The organism is Nonomuraea sp. NPDC004186 (genome assembly GCF_053603495.1).
Window position 1 is genome coordinate 1 of the sequence record NZ_JBSGFQ010000069.1, and the last position, 17898, is coordinate 17898.

Genomic DNA, 17898 nt, shown 5'->3' on the forward strand with positions numbered 1-17898 from the left:
GGCGCCGTGAGGTCGATCACCTCGATCGCCCCGCTGCGCACGCTGTCAACGAAGCTCTGCAAGACCGACATGTCATCCTCCCGATGGGCCCGCCAGCACGCCCACGCACAGCGCCCCGGACTCCATCGCGCCGCCCCTGGCCAGCCCCGGTTTGAGGTCGGCGTCGCGGCCCTCGATCCCGTGGAGCGTGTCGACGTACCAGGAGGTGGCCGGGCCGCTGGACAGCGCCCTGGCCACGCCCTTGAGCACGCCGCTGATCAGGAACATCCAGAACGTGGTGGAGACGGCGAGCAGCGCGAGCGCGGCCACGGTGAACGCGGCGGAGACGGCCAGGACCACGCGCCGCCCGAGGACGTCGGCCAGGCCGCCGGTCGGCAGCTCCAGGGTGGCGGTGACGACCGAGAACACCGTCACCGCCAGGCCCACCTCCGCCAGGCCGAGCCCCCGCGCGGTCATGAGGAGCACCATGGTGGCCGCCATCAGGCCCAGGGGCAGCCAGGTCAGGAAGCTGACGAGCATGTAGCGGCGTAAGGCCGAGCGTGCGGTCACGACTCCTCCTCCTGCGATCGCGGTACGGCGCCGTGCCAGGCGTGGACCTGCCTGGCCTCGGGATCGCCGGCGTATTTGGCGGCGAGGTCGCGCAGCAGCTCCTCGGCCCTGTCGTTGAACTCGCGCACCCCGGCGGGCGGCAGCGAGACGATGTGGTCGCTCATCCCCGCCGCGTCGCCCCAGTCGCGCGACCAGCCGTCGAGGTCGAACTCCTCCATCACCCGCCCGACGAACTCGGCCTGCCGCAGGTGCATGATCCGGACCGCCTCGCGGCCCTCGGCCGTGTCGGACAGCTCGCCGGCGTCCCACGAGGTGTAGCGGTGGCGGGCCCGCCAGCGTCGCTCGCGCCCGTCGCGCCGGTCGTCGTCCTCCTCGATGAAGCCGTACTTGAACAGCTCCCGGAGGTGGTAGCTGGTGGAACCCGAGCTCTCGCCCGCCTTGCGCCCCAGCTCGCTCGCCGTCGCGGGGCCGTCCAAGCGCAGCAGGCCGAGCAGGCGCACGCGCAGCGGGTGGGAGACCGCTTTGAGCACCCGCGGGTCACTGATCCTGTACTGCTCCTCCATGCGTTCCACCGTAAACCGCAAAGCTAATTTTGCAAAGAGATTTTTGCGGTCTCGGTCACTTCTAGACTGTGGGGATGCTTGACGACATCTGGGTGGACGACTCCGTCTTCGCGCTGCGCCCCGACTTCGCGGTGCTGGTCATGACCGCGCACGGCCTGCGTAACGGGCCCACGGACGACCGGTCCCGGGCCTGGCTGGCGGCGGCCTCCGAGTACGAGGTGCAGACGGACAAGATCGACGCCTGGAAGGACGCCTATCGGGCGTTCGGCGCCAAACCACAGCGGACCAGGCCCTCGGTCGACGCCCTGACCCGCAGGATGCCGCTGCCGGAGATCAACCAGGCGGTGGACGCGTACAACTCGATCAGCGTGAAGCACGCGCTGCCGATCGGCGGCGAGGACCTCGACCACTACGCAGGCCCGGCCCGGCTGCTGCGGGCGACCGGCGACGAGGCGTCCGAGGAGGCGCTCGGCACGCCCGAGCCGGGCGAGGTGATCTGGCGCGACGACGTCGGCGTCACCTGCCGCAGGTGGAACTGGCGTCAGGTCGCGCGCACCCGGCTCACCGAGGAGACCACCAACGCGATCTTCCTCCTCGAGCGCCTCGAGCCGATGTCCCTGGAGGAGCTCAAGGAGGCGGGCGAGGAGCTGGCCGACCTGCTGTCCGAGTTGTCACCAGAGGTACGGATTGCTAGCAGATTGGTGTCCGGCGGGAAATAAACCTCCCGTCGTAGTGTTGATACCAAAGAGTAATAATTGCGGCACCACCCGGATTGACTAGGGGGACGTGACCTCTTTGCACTGTCCTGAGAGGATCGTTCGAGGCGGCACGGGCTCTTCGGCGCGCGCTGCCGGTCCGGGCGAGTAGCCTTGGACAGGTTCTCTAACATCAACGCCGATCTGCGGAAGAGGGCGATTTCCGCCGTGTCGTCAGAGTCGTCGCGGACAAACCCGCTGGCAAGCTTTGGTCAGAACGAGTGGCTTGTCGACGAGCTGTACCAGAAGTACCTCCAAGATCCCGAGTCTGTCGACAAGGCATGGTGGAACTTCTTCGCTGACTACAACCCTGATTCCGGAACGGGCCGGGCAGCGCCGGTCAGGGAGGTGGCGAACGGCACCGTGACCGCTCCCGCTCCCCCCCAGGCGCCGCCGAAGGCACCACCGGCTGCCGAGAAGCCGAAGCAGCCGGCCACCCCGGTGCCCAAGGGCGCCGAGGAGGTCAAGCTGCGCGGCGCCGCTGCCCGCACGGCCGCCAACATGGACCTGTCTCTGACGGTCCCGACGGCCACCAGCGTGCGCGCGATCCCGGCCAAGCTGCTGATCGACAACCGCATTGTGATCAACAATCACCTCAAGCGGGGTCGCGGCGGGAAGATCTCCTTCACCCACCTGATCGGCTTCGCGATCGTCAAGGCCCTGAGGGCCATGCCGGAGATGAACTACTCCTACACGGAGGTCGACGGCAAGCCGACGCTGATCAAGCCCGAGCACGTGGGCTTCGGCCTGGCGATCGACGTCCAGAAGAGCAACGGCGAGCGCCAGCTCCTCGTGCCCTCGATCAAGGGCGCCGAGGAGATGGACTTCCGCCAGTTCTGGATGGCGTACGAGGACGTCGTCCGCAAGGCCCGCGCGGGCAAGCTGGGCGTCGACGACTTCGCCGGCACCACGATCTCGCTGACCAACCCCGGCACGATCGGCACCGTCCACTCCGTGCCGCGCCTGATGCCCGGCCAGGGCACCATCATCGGCGTCGGCGCGATGGAATACCCGGCCGAATACCAGGGCGCCTCGCCCGACACGCTCTCGCGCCTGGCCGTCTCCAAGGTCATGACGCTGACCAGCACCTATGACCACCGGATCATCCAGGGCGCCCAGTCGGGCGACTTCCTGCGCCAGATCCACCGGCTGCTGCTGGGCGAGGACGGCTTCTACGACGAGATCTTCGAGGCGCTGCGGATCCCGTACGAGCCGGTCCGCTGGGTCCAGGACGTCTCGGCCTCCCACGACGACGACGTGTCGAAGTCCGCCCGCGTGATCGAGCTGATCCACGCCTACCGCGTGCGCGGCCACCTGATGGCCGAGACCGACCCGCTGGAGTACAAGCAGCGCAAGCACCCCGACCTGGACATCCAGTCCCACGGGCTGACGCTGTGGGACCTGGAGCGCGAGTTCGCCACGGGCGGTTTCGGCGGCCGCGCGCTGATGAAGCTCCGCGAGATCCTCGGCGTGCTGCGCGACTCCTACTGCCGCACGGTCGGCATCGAGTACATGCACATCCAGAACCCCGAGGAGCGGGCCTGGATCCAGGCGCGGGTGGAGAAGCCGCACAAGTCGCCCGAGCGTGACGAGCAGCTCAACATCCTGTCCCGGCTCAACACCGCCGAGGCGTTCGAGACGTTCCTGCAGACGAAGTTCGTCGGCCAGAAGCGCTTCTCCCTGGAGGGCGGCGAGTCCCTGATCCCGCTGCTCGACTCGGTGATCAGCGACGCCGCCGACGAGGGCCTCGACGAGGTCGTCATCGGCATGGCCCACCGCGGCCGCCTCAACGTGCTGGCCAACATCGTGGGCAAGTCGTACGCGCAGATCTTCGGCGAGTTCGAGGGCAACATCGACCCGCGCACGGCGCACGGCTCCGGCGACGTGAAGTACCACCTCGGCGCGACGGGCACGTTCACCTCGCCGGGCGGCAAGACCATCACCTCCTCCGTGGTCGCCAACCCCTCCCACCTGGAGGCGGTCGACCCGGTGCTCGAGGGTGTCGTCCGCGCCAAGCAGGACCTCCTGGAGCGCGGCGAGGAGGGCTTCACCGTCCTGCCCGTGCTCATCCACGGCGACGCGGCCTTCGCCGGCCAGGGCGTCGTGGCGGAGACGCTCAACCTGTCGCAGCTGCGCGGCTACCGCACCGGCGGCACCGTGCACGTGGTGGTCAACAACCAGGTGGGCTTCACCACCTCGCCCGCCTCGTCCCGGTCCTCGGTCTACGCGACCGACGTGGCCCGGATGATCCAGGCCCCGATCTTCCACGTCAACGGCGACGACCCCGAGGCCGTGGTGCGCGTGGGCCAGCTGGCCTACGAATACCGCCAGGCGTTCCGCAAGGACGTCGTCATCGACCTCATCTGCTACCGCCGCCGCGGCCACAACGAGGGCGACAACCCGGCCTTCACCCAGCCGCTGATGTACGACCTGATCGACGCCAAGCGCTCGACCCGCAAGCTCTACACCGAGGCGCTGATCGGCCGGGGCGACATCACGGTCGAGGAGGCCGAGCAGGCGCTGCGCGACTACCAGGCCAAGCTGGAGCAGGCGTTCACCGAGACCCGCGAGGCGGCGAAGAAGCCGGCCGAGGCCGCCGCGATGCGGGTGCCGCCGACCGAGGTCGTCAAGTGGTCGCACGCCGACACGGACACCGCGATCAGCGACGAGACGCTCAAGCGCATCGTCGACACCCAGCTCAACCTGCCCGAGGGCTTCACGCCGCACCCGCGCCTGGCGCCGGTGCTGCAGCGCCGCGGCCAGATGGTCGAGACGGACACGATCGACTGGGCGATGGGCGAGACGCTCGCCTACGGCTCGCTGCTGATCGACGGCCACCCGGTGCGCCTGGTCGGCCAGGACTCGCGCCGCGGCACGTTCACGCAGCGCCACGCCGTCCTGGTGGACCGGATGACCGGCGCCGACCACACGCCGCTCAAGACCTTCAACCAGGGCACCACGAAGTTCTACATCTACGACTCGCTGCTGAGCGAGTTCGCGGCGCTCGGCTTCGAGTACGGCTACAGCGTCGTCCGCCCGGACGCCCTGGTCGCCTGGGAGGCGCAGTTCGGCGACTTCGTCAACGGCGCCCAGACGATCATCGACGAGTTCATCTCGTCGGGCGAGCAGAAGTGGGGCCAGAAGTCCTCCGTCGTGCTGCTGCTGCCGCACGGCTTCGAGGGCCAGGGCCCCGACCACTCCTCGGCCCGCATCGAGCGGTTCCTGCAGGTCTGCGCGCTCGACAACATGACGGTCGCGCAGCCCTCGACCCCGGCCAACTACTTCCACCTCCTGCGCTGGCAGGTGGAGTCGCAGCGGCACAAGCCGATGGTGGTCTTCACGCCGAAGTCGCTGCTGCGCCACAAGGCGGCCACGTCCAAGGCGTCCGACTTCACCACGGGCACCTTCCAGCCGGTCCTGGGCGACACGACCGTGGACGCGGCCAAGGTCACCCGGGTCGTGCTCACGTCCGGCAAGCTCTACTACGACCTGGCGGCGGAGCGCGACAAGAAGGGCCGCAACGACGTCGCGATCGTCCGGCTCGAGCGCCTCTACCCGTTCCCGGGTGAGGAGCTGGCCGCCGAGCTGTCCCGCTACGGGTCGCAGGCGGAGCTGATCTGGGCGCAGGACGAGCCGGTCAACATGGGGCCGTGGCCGTACCTGGCGCTCAAGCTGGCCGAGGACCCGGAGACGCTGGGTGGCCGCCCGCTGCGCCGCGTCTCGCGCCGCCCCAACAGCTCGCCGGCGACGGGCTCGCACAACTCGCACGACACCGAGCTCGAGGAGATCCTCCACGAGCTGTTCGGCTGATCCAACACCAGAGTGAGCCCCCGGCCCCGGCTGGGGGCTCACTGCCGTTTCAGGAGGACTTGAGAAAGATGTACTTCACCGATCGGGGGATCGAGGAACTGGTCGAGCGGCGGGGCGAGGAGGAGGTCAGCCTGCTCTGGCTCGGCGAGCGGCTGCGCGAGTTCGTCGACCTCAACCCGGAGTTCGAGATCCCGATCGAGCGGCTGGCCACCTGGCTGGCACGGCTCGACGACGACGAGGACGACTGACCCCACCCCACCGCGGCCCCCTTCCCCGCCACGGCGGCGAGGGGGCCCCGGCGCCGCCACCCGCAAGCGTCCTGCACGATGGGGCCCTCGCCCCCCAGCCCGCCCCAAGGGTCCTGCACGGCGGCCCTCCAGCCCGCCCCCTCCCCCAAGGGACGGCACCTCGACGCGCCAACGCGATACATCTTGAGTTTCCCAAGAACGCGACATATCGTGTTACGTAGGGAGAACATGTCGCCAGAAGGGCGGGGGAACATGCAGCAGTGGACGATCGAGGGCCCAGAACAGCTGACGTTCGGCCAAGTGGAAGCGCTCGACGTGCGCATCGTCGCCGGCCGCCTGGCCGTGCTGGCCAGCGACGGCCCGCCCACAGTCGAGGTGTCCGAGATCGAGTCGGCATCCCCGCTGCTGGTCACGTACGACGAGGACGCCAAGGAGCTCTCCATCACCTACAAGGACCTCACCTGGGACGGCCTCCTCGGCTGGCTCCGGCGCGACCGGCGCAGGACGGTCCTGACGATCACCGTTCCCAAGCACTGCACCGTCAACGCCGGAGTGGTCTCCGCGCCCGCCGTGGTGGCCGGGTTCGAGAGGATGACGCAGGTCAGGAGCGTGTCCGCGGAGATCGTGCTCGACGGCGTCAGCGGCGACGTGAACGCGACGACCGTCTCCGGCCCCGTGGAGAGCCGGGCGATGGACGGCGACCTGGCGTTCAAGAGCGTCTCGGGCGACCTGACCGTGGCCGACGGCACCCCGCGCCGCCTCAAGGCGAACACCGTCTCCGGCCGCATCACGGCGGATCTGGCGCTTCGGCCGACCGGCCATGTGACGCTCAACAGCGTTTCCGGTGACATCCTTGTCAGGCTGCCGGAAAACGTGGAGGCGGACGTCAACGTGAGATCCACCTCCGGCAGGCTGGTCAGCACGTTCCACGAACTGTTCAACTCGAACGGCCCCGGCACGAAGTCGATGTCGGGCAGGCTGGGCGGCGGCATGGCGTCGCTGTCGGCGATCACGGTCTCCGGCGAGGTCGCGCTGCTCAAGGGGGAGAAGGAATGAGCCCTGTCTTCGGTCACGGCCGGCTCCGGCTGTACCTGCTCAAGTTGCTGGAAGAGAGCCCGCGTCACGGCTACGAGGTCATCAGGCTGCTCCAGGACCGCTTCCTCGGCGTCTACTCGCCCTCTCCCGGCACGATCTACCCGCGCCTGGCCCGCCTGGAGGAGGAGGGCCTGGTGACGCACGAGGTGGTCGAGGGCAAGAAGGTGTTCTCGATCACCGACAAGGGCCGCGAGGAGCTGAACGCCCGGCTCGACGAGCTCGACGACCTGGAGCAGGAGATCTCCGCCTCCGTGCGCGACATCGCCCGCGAGGTCAAGGAGGACGTCCGCGACACGGTCAAGTCGTTGCGCGACGAGCTCACGCGGATGGCCAAGGACGTTCGCACGGGGGCCCGGGACGACACCCGGCGGCTCAAGGAGCAGCAGAAGGCGGACTTCAGGCGGCTCAAGGAGCAGCAGAAGCGGCAGTGGATGGAGCACGCCACCCACTGGCAGGACGAGGGCGAGCGGCTCAGCGGGGAGTGGCGCAGGATCTGGTCCGAGGTCTGGGCCACGCTGGGCGGCTCGCCGATGAGCCGCGCCGACCTCGACGCGGAGCTGGGCGAGCTGCTGGCCGACTTCATCGCCGAGGCCCGGCAGGAGGCGTCCGAGGCCCGGCTGACGCCGGAGAAGCTGGCGGAGCTGCGTACGGCGCTCGACGAGACCCGCCGCCGCGTCCGCGACATCCTCGAAGGCTGACCTCCGTTCATGCCGAGCGGAGGTGCCGTTCCGGGCGGCGCGGGCCGCGGGCGGCCTTGCGGGCGTGGTAGGCGATGGGCATGTACCTCAGGCGTTCGGGCAGGCGCGGCGTCAGCACGGCCACCGCGTGCCCGAGGTGCCGCAGCCGCCGCTCCTCCCGCGCCGTCCACGGCAGCCCCAGCTTCCGCCGGATGGCGGGCGGCAACGTACCGACCGTCACGAAGTAGTTGAACTCCCCCGATCCCACTCCCACAGGCGTCCACAGCCGCCGCAACGGTCTCGGCAGCCCGGGCGGCGCCGGCGTGCCGCGCAGGACCGACAGCACGTCGAGCGCCGTCGGGTGCGCCTCCAGCCGGTCGGCCACCATCGCGTCGAAGTACCGCCAGAACGCCTCCAGGTCCGCGGGCATCTCCCGCTCCGGCACCCGCAGGATCGCGCCGAGCTGCCGCGACTCGGCGTAGAGCCGCCGCTCCTGCTCGACGGTGAACGGGGTGCCGAAATAGCGGTTGAGCGCGACGAAGCGCTCGAACAGCGACAGGTGCACCCACGCCCACGCCTCCCCGTTCAGCGCGTGGTAGGGCCTGCCGAGCTCGTCCACCCCGCTGATCTGCCGGTGCAGCCTCCTGAGCCGCGCGCCCTCGGCCGGGCCGTCCGCGCCGCCGTACACCCATTTCTGGATCGAGACGAGCGTGCGGGTGAGCCGCCCCCACGGGTCGTCCTTGTACGTGGAGTGCTCGGCGACGGCCGCACCCACGGCCGGGTGCATCGTCTGCATGACCAGCGCGCTCCCGGCGACGAGCAGATTGCGGTATTCGCCGGTGGTGTCCCAGTGCATCGAACCGGGACCGAAGGGCTGAACCTCCATCATCACGGCCTCCCGGGTGAGACAAGCCCACTCATGCTTGTATCACCCGGAAAGCCGGGAAGTAACCCTTTACTTATTCAGACGGTGAAGACGATCTTTCCGAAGATGTCCCCTTCGGCCATGGCCGCGAACCCGTCCCGCGCCTCCGCCAGCGGCAGCACCCTGTCGACGACGGGCCGTACCCCGGTCTGCTCCAGGAAGACCGCCAGCCGGCCGAGCTGTTCCCGCGTGCCCATCGTGGAGCCGACGACGGACAGCTGCAGGAAGAAGACCCGGTTCAGGTCGGCGGGCGGGACCGCGCCGCTGGTGGCGCCGCTGACGACGATGCGCCCGCCCGGCTTGAGCGACTTGAGCGAATGGTCCCAGGTGGCCTGACCGACGGTCTCCATGACCGCGTCCACCCGCTCGGGCAGCCGCGCGCCCGGCTCGAACACCTGGTCGGCGCCGAGTTCGAGGGCACGCGCGCGCTTCTCCTCGGAGCGGCTGGTGGCCCACACCCGGTAGCCGCCGGCCCGGCCGAGCGCGATCAGCGCGGTGGCGACGCCGCCGCCCGCGCCCTGCACCAGCACGGTGGAGCCGGGCTCGAGCCCGGCCTTGTCGAACAGCATCCGGTACGCGGTCAGCCAGGCCGTGGGCAGGCAGGCGGCGTGCTCGAAGCCGAGCCCGGCCGGCTTGGGCACGAGGTTGCGCCGCGGCACGGCCACCCGCTCGGCGAACGTGCCGTCGTGCACCTCGGACAGCAGCGTGCGCTTGGGATCGAGCGTCTCGTCGGCGCCCGTGCCGATCACGGAGTGCACGATGACCTCGTTGCCGTCCTCGTCCACGCCGGCGGCGTCGCAGCCGAGCACGATCGGCAGCCGGTCCTGCCTGATGCCGACGCCTTTGAGCGTCCACAGGTCGTGATGGTTGAGTGCGGCCGCGCGCACGGAGACGGTTGTCCATCCGTCCGGGACCTTCGGCTCCGGACGCTCGCCGAGCGTCAGCCCGGCGAGTGGGTTGTCGGGGTCGGTCTGTGTGGCGGTTACGGCGAACATGGCCGCACCCTACTTCAGCGTGATCCGAATCCCTTCCAAGGCCCGCTTCCTGAACGACTGTGGCCCCGTGACCGCGACCAGCACATCGCCCCTGCACACCGAGCCGGCCGGCCGCCCGCGCCCCACGATCACACTCGGCATCCCGGCCTTCTTCTTGCAGCCGGGCGTGGGCGCCAGCACGACCATCTCCCCCGCGCCGCCGCCGAACCACAGCTGCGGCCCCAGCGGCTGCCCCTGCGCCGTCTCCCCCGGCCTGGCCAGCCGCACGGGCGACCTGGCCGACAGCACGAGGTAGCCGTCCTTCGTCTCCCTGCCCTTCAGCCCCCGCGCGAGGGCCACCCGCTGGTCGAACGTCAACCCCTGCCCCCGGTCGTACATCGCCAGCCGCCACCGCCCGAACGTGAACAGCAGCACCTGCCCGTAGTAACCGCTGCCCGCCCGGCGGGGCCAGAGGGTGACGTTGGGCGCGTAGTTCCTGATCGCCTGGCCACCCGCGGTCACCTCGAACTCACCGTTGTACGGGGCGGACAACTGCCGATACTGCCCGTCGATCCAGACCCCCTGGTAGGGCCGCGACCCCATGGCGGCAAGACCGAGCTCGGCCGGGTATCGCACCTCGGCCCGCACCCCGTGCGGGAACACCACCTCCATGACCTCCTCACCGCCCTTGGCCGCGGGCCGGACGGTGAGGGCGTTAGGGGCGCTGTCTATCTTGGTGAGGGACCTGATGGGCTCGGAGGTCGGCCCTGCCGGCGGCGCAGGCTCGGGATCCCGGCTGATGAGCAGGCTGACGACAGGGATCAGGAGGAGCGCGAGCACCACCACCAGCCCGACCCACCGGCGGCGACCACGCTCGCCTACCTCGATGACATCGAACCGGTCAACCACGACGGTTCCTAGCCGAGTAGTGCGGGCTTGCGCCCTTTCATCCAGTTCAGTTGAGCGGCGACCGCCAGCGCAAGCCCTGGAACCTGGCGAAATCCTTGTCGCAGGTCACAAATTCACAACCGTGCTCGATGGCGAGTGCGGCGAGATAGGCGTCGGGGATGAGCTTGCCCACGGCGCCGGTTTGCTCGCACAGCTTGACGAAGATCTCCCAGTGTCTCGGGCCGGCGTGCACCACCACCGCATGAGGCTGGTGGCGGACGATCTCGGCAAACGTCCGCGCGGCCTCGAACGAGGTGGGGCGCGGGATACGCGTCGCCACGCGGATGAAGCCATTGAGTGCGAAGTCGCTCACTGCATAGGCCTCGTCGCCATGCAGCATCTCGGTGAGCACGACATGGCACTGCTCGTGGTGCTCCATGTCACGCCGCTGCGCGTTGACGAGGACGTTCGTGTCAAGCATCCGCATGGCAGGTCCTCATAACGCGCTCGATGTCCTCCTGCTCGAGAATCTCCTTGATCTCGGCCCAGGTCAGCTTCGGCCCTGCCGCGGATCCGGAGACGGGTAGCTCGATGCGCGGCCGTTCTGCCAGCTCCGCGGAGCGGTTGAGCAGTTGCCTCAAGGCATCCTCCATCACTGAGTTGAGACTGCGTCCGTTACGTGCCGCGTACGCCTTCGCCTCGTTGAGGAGCGTCTCGTCGATGCGCACCGTTGTCCTCCGCATGACTCCAGCGTCCGCCGCTGACATCAAAATGTCAACTCCAGACAGTAGTCGCACGGTCACGGTCTTTGCATCAACTTTGAGTCACCACGCCGCCACGTTGACCTTCCCGTCAGAGGACACCCGCACCACCTGCCCCACCAGCTCCCGCGACTCCGCGTCCGCCAGCAGCCCGGCCTCCTCCACCACCGCATAGGCCCGCCCGCCCGGCACCTCCACCACCAGCACCCCCCGCTCGGCGGCACCGTCGCGCCCGTGCGCCACCGTGTACCCCGCAACCACCCCCTCCCCCGCACAGACCCCCACCAGAGGCACCTCCTCGGCCACGAACACCGGCGCGGCGCTCCCCAGCCGCCCTCCCGGCTCGCTGGACCACACCGCATACGTGTGCTTGGTCAGATGCATCCCCACCCCGCTCACCAGCCCGTGCCCGGACTGGGCCCGCAGCAGCCCCGCCATGGTCGCCGTGGAGTGCAGGACGTAGTCGCTGGCCGGCCCGCCCGCGTACGGCAGCCCGCCGGTGACCGTGAGCCCGCGCCGATCCAGGGGATCGAGCCCGATCGCGTCGCACGCCTGCCGCAGCGCCACCGCGAAACAGCTGTACAGGTCGAGCGCGTGCATGTCGCCGAGCCCGAGCCCGGACCGCCGGAAAGCGGCCTCCGCCACGTGCGCGATGGCCCGGGAAGACCCGAGTTCGGGCCGCGCGGCCACCTCCCAGGTGTCCTCCCCGTACGCCCACCCGCGCAGGTAGACCCGCCCCTCCGCCGGCACCCCGAGCCGGTCGGCCAGCCGCGAGCTGGCCAGGATGACGGCCGCCGCCTGGTCCACCTCCAGCACGGCCACCGTGTCCCTGGTGTAGGGCCAGCCGACGAAGCGGTCGCCCGTCGCGAGCTCGTCGGGGGTGCGGACGGTCCGGCGCCAGGCGTGCGGGTTCGCAGCGGCCACCTCGGTCATGGGCGCCATCAGCCGGCCCCTGTCGCGCATCTCCTCCGCGATCGTGAGCCCGGACGCCGCCCGCCGCGCCGTCTCCATGATCGCGTAGGTGTGCACCGGCATGAAGAGCCCGTGGGCCAGCGCGTACGGGTGAGGCGGGCGCTCCCACCCGTACGGGGGCTTGGGCACGGCGGGGTGGCTCCACGGGACGTGCTCGCCCGCCCGCCGGTACGCCCGGCGCGTCGCCAGCGCCTCGGCTCCCGTGACCAGCGCGGAGTCCAGGTCACCCGCCGCGATCCTGGCCGCCGCCTCGCCGATGAGCAGCTGCGGGGCCGTACCGCTGACCTTGGAGTACGCACGGTGCCGCGGCGTCGCCCCGAGACGCTCGGCGAGGCGGCCGACCGGCGAGTCGTACTGCCACGAGTCCGTGTGGACGATCTGGATCGAGTCCAGCCGCTCGACGGGGAGCCGGGCGTCCTCGGCGGCCGCGCGCGCCGTCTCCTCCCACAGATCGAGCGGTTCCGGGCCGGGCTGCTCGCGAATGGTGCGTTGTGCGATGCCGATGAGACAGGGGGTGCGAGGATCCATGAATCCATCTAACCAGAACAAGATTCGGTTGATAAGGAGTGGCATTTGATAATGCCTGTTACCGCTGTTGCGCGAGACAAAAAACGGGCGGCGTGACCTGCGGGGATGCCAATCATGAATACATGCGGTTTCGCTATTTCTATAACGGAATGGAACCGGGCCATGCTTTTTCGCGTCGTTTCATGGCCATCCCCTTGCGCCATTCATTAGCGTTCCGATCGTTTTCCTGGCCCACCGGGGCGCAGTACCCCGCTCTGGGCCGCCGAAAGCCGAAAGGAGCTCCATGTTTTCCCGAGCAAGGCGCATCGCGTTCCCGCTCGCCGGCCTGATGGCCGTCGGGCTGGCCGCGGGCATGGTCGGCGGCACCCCGGCCAACGCCCAAGCACCCTCCGACGTCGTGTCCCAGAACTCCGCCACCCCCGCCGAGCAGGCGGTCCAGTTCTGGACCCCCGACCGCGTCAAGCTGGCCACCGACTACGACGCCGGCCTCGACCTGACCTCCAAGGGCGTCAAGGGCAGCAACGACGCACCTGACGGCCCTCCGGGATCCGTCCCGCCGATCGGCGAGGAGAAGACGAAGGCCAAGAAGAGCAAGCACGTCAATCTGCCCAACACGGTCGGCCGCGTGTTCTTCACGCTGCCCAAGGCCGACCCGCGCGACCCGAGAAGCTGGCGGTACTGCTCGGCCAGCTCGGTCCAAGGCAAATACCGCAACCTCGTGGCGACCTCGGCCCACTGCGTCTACGACACCAGCAAGAACACCTTCTACGACAACTGGATCTTCATTCCGTCGTACTGGGACGGCAACAATGTCTGGGAGGGCAAGGCGCCCTACGGCATTTACGCCGCCAAGACGTTCAACGCGCACGACGACTTCGTGGTGAAGGAGGACTACGACTTCGACTACGCGTTCGTCAACGTCTACAACGGCATCAAGGTCAACTGGGAGAAGGTCGGCAACCGCTGGCAGTGGACGGTCAAGAACGTCGGCCGCCTCGGTGACAACGTCGGCGGCCAGGGCTTCACCTGGAACAGGAGCACGAAGCTGGACGTGTTCTCGTTCGGGTACCCGGCGGGCGAGCACCCCGACGGCGACAAGCCGTACACCGGCCGCACGATGAAGTACTGCTTCGGCAAGACCCGGCCGATGCCCGAGGCCAGGAAGTACAACCTGCAGGAGCACATCGGCTTCAAGTGCTCCTTCACCGCCGGCGCGAGCGGCGGGCCGTTCATCTACAACTACAAGAGCGCGTCGCGCACCGGCTACCTGGTCGGCGTCAACAGCGTCGCGTGGGACACCGACGCCAACGACCGCTACGACTACATCTCGTCCCCGTACTTCAACACCGACACGTACAAGGTCTACAAGGCCGCGGCCAACCGCTGGACCGGCAACTTCCGCTGATCGAGGTGGCTTCCGAGGCCCCGGTTCCCCTGGGAACCGGGGTCTTCCACTGAGGCGTACATCACTGGAACGGGCGCGGAATGAGTGGAATTCAACAAGCGCCTACACCCACTCCGACCTGCGGAAACACCTCTTACCAATGATCATTTAGAGATCTGTCTGACGATGTCCTTATAGTGCACAGAGCACTCTTGATCAGGTAACGAATCTCTATCCTGGCTGCAATACCACCAGTACATCTGGAAAAATCCACCCTTACGACCCCAAGAAAGGTTAATTCATGATCCCCCGGGCCAGGCACTTGGTGGCGGCTGCGCTCAGCAGCGCGCTGCTGATGGCGCCTGCCTTCACGGGGACCGCGAACGCCGCGCTCGACAGCAACGCCGCGCTCGACAGCAGGGTCTTCGCCGTCTCGCTGGCCAAGACCGCGGTGGACGTCAAGCGGGTCGCCGACTACTGGACACCCGACCAGCTCAAGCAGGCCGACAGCTACAGCCCCGCGACGCCCGGCACCCAGGCCGCCACCCCGGCGCCGTCGACCTCCGCGCAGGCCTCCAACCCCGCCACGCAGGCCGCGACCACCGTCACGCGGGCCGTCGCCGCGCAGGCCGTGTCGCCGGTGCTGCCGCGCAAGGGCTCGGTCGCCAGGACCATGGGCAAGGTCTTCTTCCGGTTCGGGGAGAAGGAGTACTGGTGCTCCGCCAGTGCGGTCGCCGCCGGAAACCGCAGCGTCGCCGCGACGGCCGGGCACTGCGCTTACGACCCACGACAGGCCAAGGCTGCCGACTACTGGATCTTCGTCCCCAACCCCGGGCCCAACGGCGAGACGCCTGACGGCATCTACGTGGGCTCCTCGATCAGCATGCACGAGGACTGGTCGGGCAAGGGCGACTACGACTTCGACTACGCGTTCGTGACCGTGCACCGCGGCTTCAGGTGGGAGGCCAAGGACGGCCGCTACGTCATGAGGGACGTGGGCCGGCTCCAGGACAACGTGGGCGGCCAGGGCATCGAGCTGAACAAGAAGCCGACCACGTACACGGTGGCCGCGTTCGGCTACCCGGCGGGCGCGCAGCCCGACGGCACCCGCCCGTTCGACGGCAAGCGCCTGGAGATGTGCAAGGAAGGCCCCACCCGCTGGACCTCCGCCGTCAGCCTCGACCTGCAGAAGGGCGTGCAGCTGCTCAACTGCGACTTCAGCCCGGGCGCGAGCGGCGGCCCATGGCTGATCGGCTTCAACAAGGATCGCTGGACCGGCTACCTCAACGGCGTCAACAGCCTGACCTGGAACAGAGACGCGAAGGGCTGGTACGACGCGGTGTCGTCCCCGTACTTCGACACCACCGCCGGAGCGGTCTACCGACGCGCCGCCGCGCAGACCACTCCGTCAAATGTGACCTAAATCACTGCAACCGTCCGGTCACTGCTGGTGATCAGCGCATCCTTTGTCTCAGCAAGGTCACGATGCCCTGTTGGAGCGCTGACATGATCTACCCGAAATTCACATGAGCATTGTCAAACCGGTAAGTTCCGGGCTGTCCGTTTGCTGAGTTATGGAGGTGCACCAGGCGCCTCATGTCAGCGCAACCTGGAGTTACCTTGAAGCGAATCCTGCTGCCCGCCGGCGGTGCCGTCCTCGCGACCGGCCTGCTCGCCGTAGGTCTGACCGGTACGGCCCAGGCCGAGGGCGACGTCTCCCACGACCCGATGGCCAACAACACCGCCGAGGCCGCCTCCGTCGCCTCCTTCTGGCTCGCCTCGAACGGAGCCGCGCTCCGGCAGGCGACCCAGTACACCTGGGACGCGAACGACGTTCGGAAGGTCGTCTCCAAGGGCGGCTACACCCCCGACGGCAAGCCCGGCACCACGGCTCCGACCGGTGAGACGAAGTCGAGCGGCGCCAAGGCCCAGAACGTGAACATCCCCAAGACCATCGGCAAGGTCTTCTTCGTCGACGGCTCCGGCAAGTTCCGCTGGTGCTCGGCCACCTCCATCCAGTCGAACTACCGCAACCTGGTCTCCACGGCCGGCCACTGCGTCTACGACACGGACAGCAACAAGGCGCTCCTCGACAACTGGGTCTTCGTCCCCGGCTACTACCAGGGCAAGACCCCGTGGGGCATCTACGTGGGCAAGCAGGCCTTCACCCACTATGACTTCGACACGTACGAGGACTGGGACCGCGACTACGCGTTCGTCACCGTCTACAACGGCATCCAGTTCAACGGCGTGAAGCAGGTGGACCGCAAGGACTACCAGAGCTTCACCGGCCCGAAGCGCGCGTGGGGCGGCCGCTACTACATCCTGCTGTCCAAGGACGCCGGTCGCCTCGGCGACAACGTCGGCGGCCAGGGCTTCTCCTGGAACCAGCCCACCGGCAAGCCGGTCCGTGCCTTCGGCTACCCGGCCGCTCCGCACCCGGACGGCAACAAGCCGTACAGCGGCGTCACGCCGAAGAACTGCTACGGCACGACCACCGCCAAGGCGGTCGGCGCCTCCTGGCTCAAGATCGAGGAGCACATCGGCCTCAAGTGCGCCGTGACCCCCGGTTACGACGGCGGCCCCTGGCTCCAGAACTACAGCAACGGCAAGCGCCTCGGTTACGTGAACGGTGTGACGAGCACCTTCGCCGACCAGGACGGTAACGACCGCGTCGACTACATCACCTCGCCCTACTTCGACGGCGAGACGGCCGCGGTCTACAACGCGGCCAAGAACGTGTGGTCGGGCAAGATCGTCGGCCCGAACGGCGAGCTGTACAAGTAAGCCCTTCCAGGGGATAGCCGAGGGTCTCGGTATTCCGAGGCCCTCGCCTCATCTTTTGTCGGGGCACTTCCGAAGACGAAGATCTTTTTTGGATCTGCTGACACAGAGTGTTTACCTTGTCACGATGGGCACATGCATCGTGGCGATCTGACGAACGCCGAATGGGCACGGCTGGCATCGCTGCTACCCCCCGGCGACACGCTTGGAGACCGGTGGGACGAGCACCGGATGATGATCAACGGGGCGCTCTACCAAGCCAGGACCGGTCTGCGATGGCGTCATCTGCCCGGGCGGTTCGGCTGCTGGGTGACCATCTACCGGCACCACCGCCACTGGACGGCCGACGGCACCTGGCGACGACTGCTGAGAGCGATCGAGACCGCCCAGGACGACACGACCACCGATGACGGCGCCGCACCGCCACAACGCCCCGTGCCGGCCCACCACCCGCGACACGAAGCCCTCGCCCGCGATCCGGTGCTGCTGAGCCTGCGCACCCACCTGGCGGCAGTCGTCCGCCAGAGGGACATCTAAGCCACACCTGGCGAACCGACCCGTTCGCCCTTCCTCCGACGGCCGAGGAGCACCCCTCCAACTCCTCGCCCGCCATCACGCACACTGAGGCGCTCAAGGGCGCCCCAGTCCACATAGGCCAGGCGCGGGGGTGTCTCCCCTACGACCCCACGCCTGGCGCTCCACAGCCGTCCTCGCCGCCCCTCCTCCCGGCGAGGACGGCTTCTTTTTGGCCCCTATAACCCGAACCTGAAGATCACCTGTGAGGATTGGAGCGAGTTAGACGGATTAGGCGCCAATCCGGTTCCTGTGATCTGAGTCACGTTTCGTCGGCTACGTTATGTGGCGAACAGCTAACGGCACACGGGTCCCATCTGCCACAACCCGTCCATACCCAGCGAAAACGTAACTATCCAATCACCGCGCGCGAAGATCTCTGACAGATAACAGCACGGTAACGGCGGTAGGA

17 protein-coding genes are annotated in these 17898 nt (G+C 68.4%); 9 read left to right on the top strand and 8 right to left on the bottom strand.

Annotation, left to right across the window (positions count from 1 at the left end; translation table 11 throughout):
* Positions 1 to 72 precede the first annotated feature (72 nt).
* Positions 73 to 549 carry an MFS transporter gene (locus ACWEPL_RS41375; RefSeq protein ID WP_452439422.1) on the bottom strand — a complete coding sequence of 159 codons (477 nt, stop codon included), beginning with the start codon at positions 547 to 549 and terminating at the stop codon, positions 73 to 75.
* Positions 546 to 1112 (bottom strand): winged helix-turn-helix domain-containing protein, encoded by a 567-nt coding sequence (locus ACWEPL_RS41380; RefSeq protein ID WP_363976565.1) that lies wholly within the window; start codon positions 1110 to 1112, stop codon positions 546 to 548. Before ACWEPL_RS41380 ends, ACWEPL_RS41375 begins: the two co-directional genes overlap by 4 nt.
* Positions 1113 to 1186: 74 nt before the next feature.
* Between ACWEPL_RS41380 and ACWEPL_RS41385 the strand changes: the two genes are divergently transcribed.
* The 5 genes from ACWEPL_RS41385 to ACWEPL_RS41405 all read left to right on the top strand — a co-directional run bounded on the left by ACWEPL_RS41385 (position 1187) and on the right by ACWEPL_RS41405 (position 7718).
* Positions 1187 to 1831 carry a B3/B4 domain-containing protein gene (locus tag ACWEPL_RS41385; protein ID WP_355205179.1) on the top strand — a complete coding sequence of 215 codons (645 nt, stop codon included), beginning with the start codon at positions 1187 to 1189 and terminating at the stop codon, positions 1829 to 1831.
* A gap of 204 nt (positions 1832 to 2035) precedes the next feature.
* On the top strand, positions 2036 to 5677 hold the full coding sequence (locus tag ACWEPL_RS41390; RefSeq protein WP_452439423.1) for a multifunctional oxoglutarate decarboxylase/oxoglutarate dehydrogenase thiamine pyrophosphate-binding subunit/dihydrolipoyllysine-residue succinyltransferase subunit: 3642 nt from the start codon (positions 2036 to 2038) through the stop codon (positions 5675 to 5677).
* A 68-nt stretch (positions 5678 to 5745) separates the two neighbouring features.
* Complete coding sequence (locus ACWEPL_RS41395; RefSeq protein ID WP_192793777.1) at positions 5746 to 5925, top strand: DUF6104 family protein; 180 nt, start codon at positions 5746 to 5748, stop codon at positions 5923 to 5925.
* A gap of 228 nt (positions 5926 to 6153) precedes the next feature.
* Positions 6154 to 6981, top strand: a complete 828-nt coding sequence (locus ACWEPL_RS41400) for a DUF4097 family beta strand repeat-containing protein (protein WP_350729333.1) — start codon at positions 6154 to 6156, stop codon at positions 6979 to 6981.
* Positions 6978 to 7718: a helix-turn-helix transcriptional regulator gene (locus ACWEPL_RS41405; protein WP_452439424.1), complete on the top strand. Its 741-nt coding sequence runs from the start codon at positions 6978 to 6980 to the stop codon at positions 7716 to 7718. The genes ACWEPL_RS41400 and ACWEPL_RS41405 overlap by 4 nt, the downstream gene beginning before the upstream one ends.
* A 7-nt stretch (positions 7719 to 7725) precedes the next feature.
* Here ACWEPL_RS41405 and ACWEPL_RS41410 read toward each other — a convergent pair whose 3' ends face one another.
* The 6 genes from ACWEPL_RS41410 to ACWEPL_RS41435 form a co-directional block, all read right to left on the bottom strand.
* On the bottom strand, positions 7726 to 8586 hold the full coding sequence (locus ACWEPL_RS41410) for an oxygenase MpaB family protein (protein WP_452439425.1): 861 nt from the start codon (positions 8584 to 8586) through the stop codon (positions 7726 to 7728).
* A 74-nt stretch (positions 8587 to 8660) separates the two neighbouring features.
* The gene (locus ACWEPL_RS41415) at positions 8661 to 9617 is read right to left on the bottom strand and encodes a zinc-binding dehydrogenase (protein ID WP_350729328.1); all 957 of its coding nucleotides are present in this window, start codon (positions 9615 to 9617) and stop codon (positions 8661 to 8663) included.
* Between the two features lie 9 nt (positions 9618 to 9626).
* A complete protein-coding gene (locus ACWEPL_RS41420; RefSeq protein ID WP_452439426.1) occupies positions 9627 to 10505 on the bottom strand; it encodes a hypothetical protein in 879 nt (292 codons plus the stop codon).
* A 46-nt stretch (positions 10506 to 10551) separates the two neighbouring features.
* Complete coding sequence (locus ACWEPL_RS41425; RefSeq protein ID WP_363976582.1) at positions 10552 to 10971, bottom strand: type II toxin-antitoxin system VapC family toxin; 420 nt, start codon at positions 10969 to 10971, stop codon at positions 10552 to 10554.
* Positions 10958 to 11212, bottom strand: coding sequence for a hypothetical protein (locus ACWEPL_RS41430; protein ID WP_363976585.1), 255 nt, complete (start codon positions 11210 to 11212; stop codon positions 10958 to 10960). The genes ACWEPL_RS41425 and ACWEPL_RS41430 overlap by 14 nt, the downstream gene beginning before the upstream one ends.
* A 96-nt stretch (positions 11213 to 11308) precedes the next feature.
* Positions 11309 to 12745, bottom strand: a complete 1437-nt coding sequence (locus ACWEPL_RS41435; protein WP_452439427.1) for an acetyl-CoA synthetase — start codon at positions 12743 to 12745, stop codon at positions 11309 to 11311.
* A gap of 283 nt (positions 12746 to 13028) precedes the next feature.
* Between ACWEPL_RS41435 and ACWEPL_RS41440 the strand changes: the two genes are divergently transcribed.
* From ACWEPL_RS41440 to ACWEPL_RS41455, 4 genes are all read left to right on the top strand, one after another.
* Positions 13029 to 14150 (top strand): trypsin-like serine peptidase, encoded by a 1122-nt coding sequence (locus tag ACWEPL_RS41440; protein WP_363976591.1) that lies wholly within the window; start codon positions 13029 to 13031, stop codon positions 14148 to 14150.
* A 280-nt stretch (positions 14151 to 14430) separates the two neighbouring features.
* Positions 14431 to 15552, top strand: a complete 1122-nt coding sequence (locus ACWEPL_RS41445; protein WP_452439428.1) for a hypothetical protein — start codon at positions 14431 to 14433, stop codon at positions 15550 to 15552.
* A 197-nt stretch (positions 15553 to 15749) separates the two neighbouring features.
* The gene (locus tag ACWEPL_RS41450; RefSeq protein ID WP_452439429.1) at positions 15750 to 16916 is read left to right on the top strand and encodes a trypsin-like serine peptidase; all 1167 of its coding nucleotides are present in this window, start codon (positions 15750 to 15752) and stop codon (positions 16914 to 16916) included.
* A gap of 132 nt (positions 16917 to 17048) precedes the next feature.
* Complete coding sequence (locus tag ACWEPL_RS41455) at positions 17049 to 17450, top strand: transposase (RefSeq protein ID WP_452439430.1); 402 nt, start codon at positions 17049 to 17051, stop codon at positions 17448 to 17450.
* Positions 17451 to 17898: the final 448 nt, after the last annotated feature.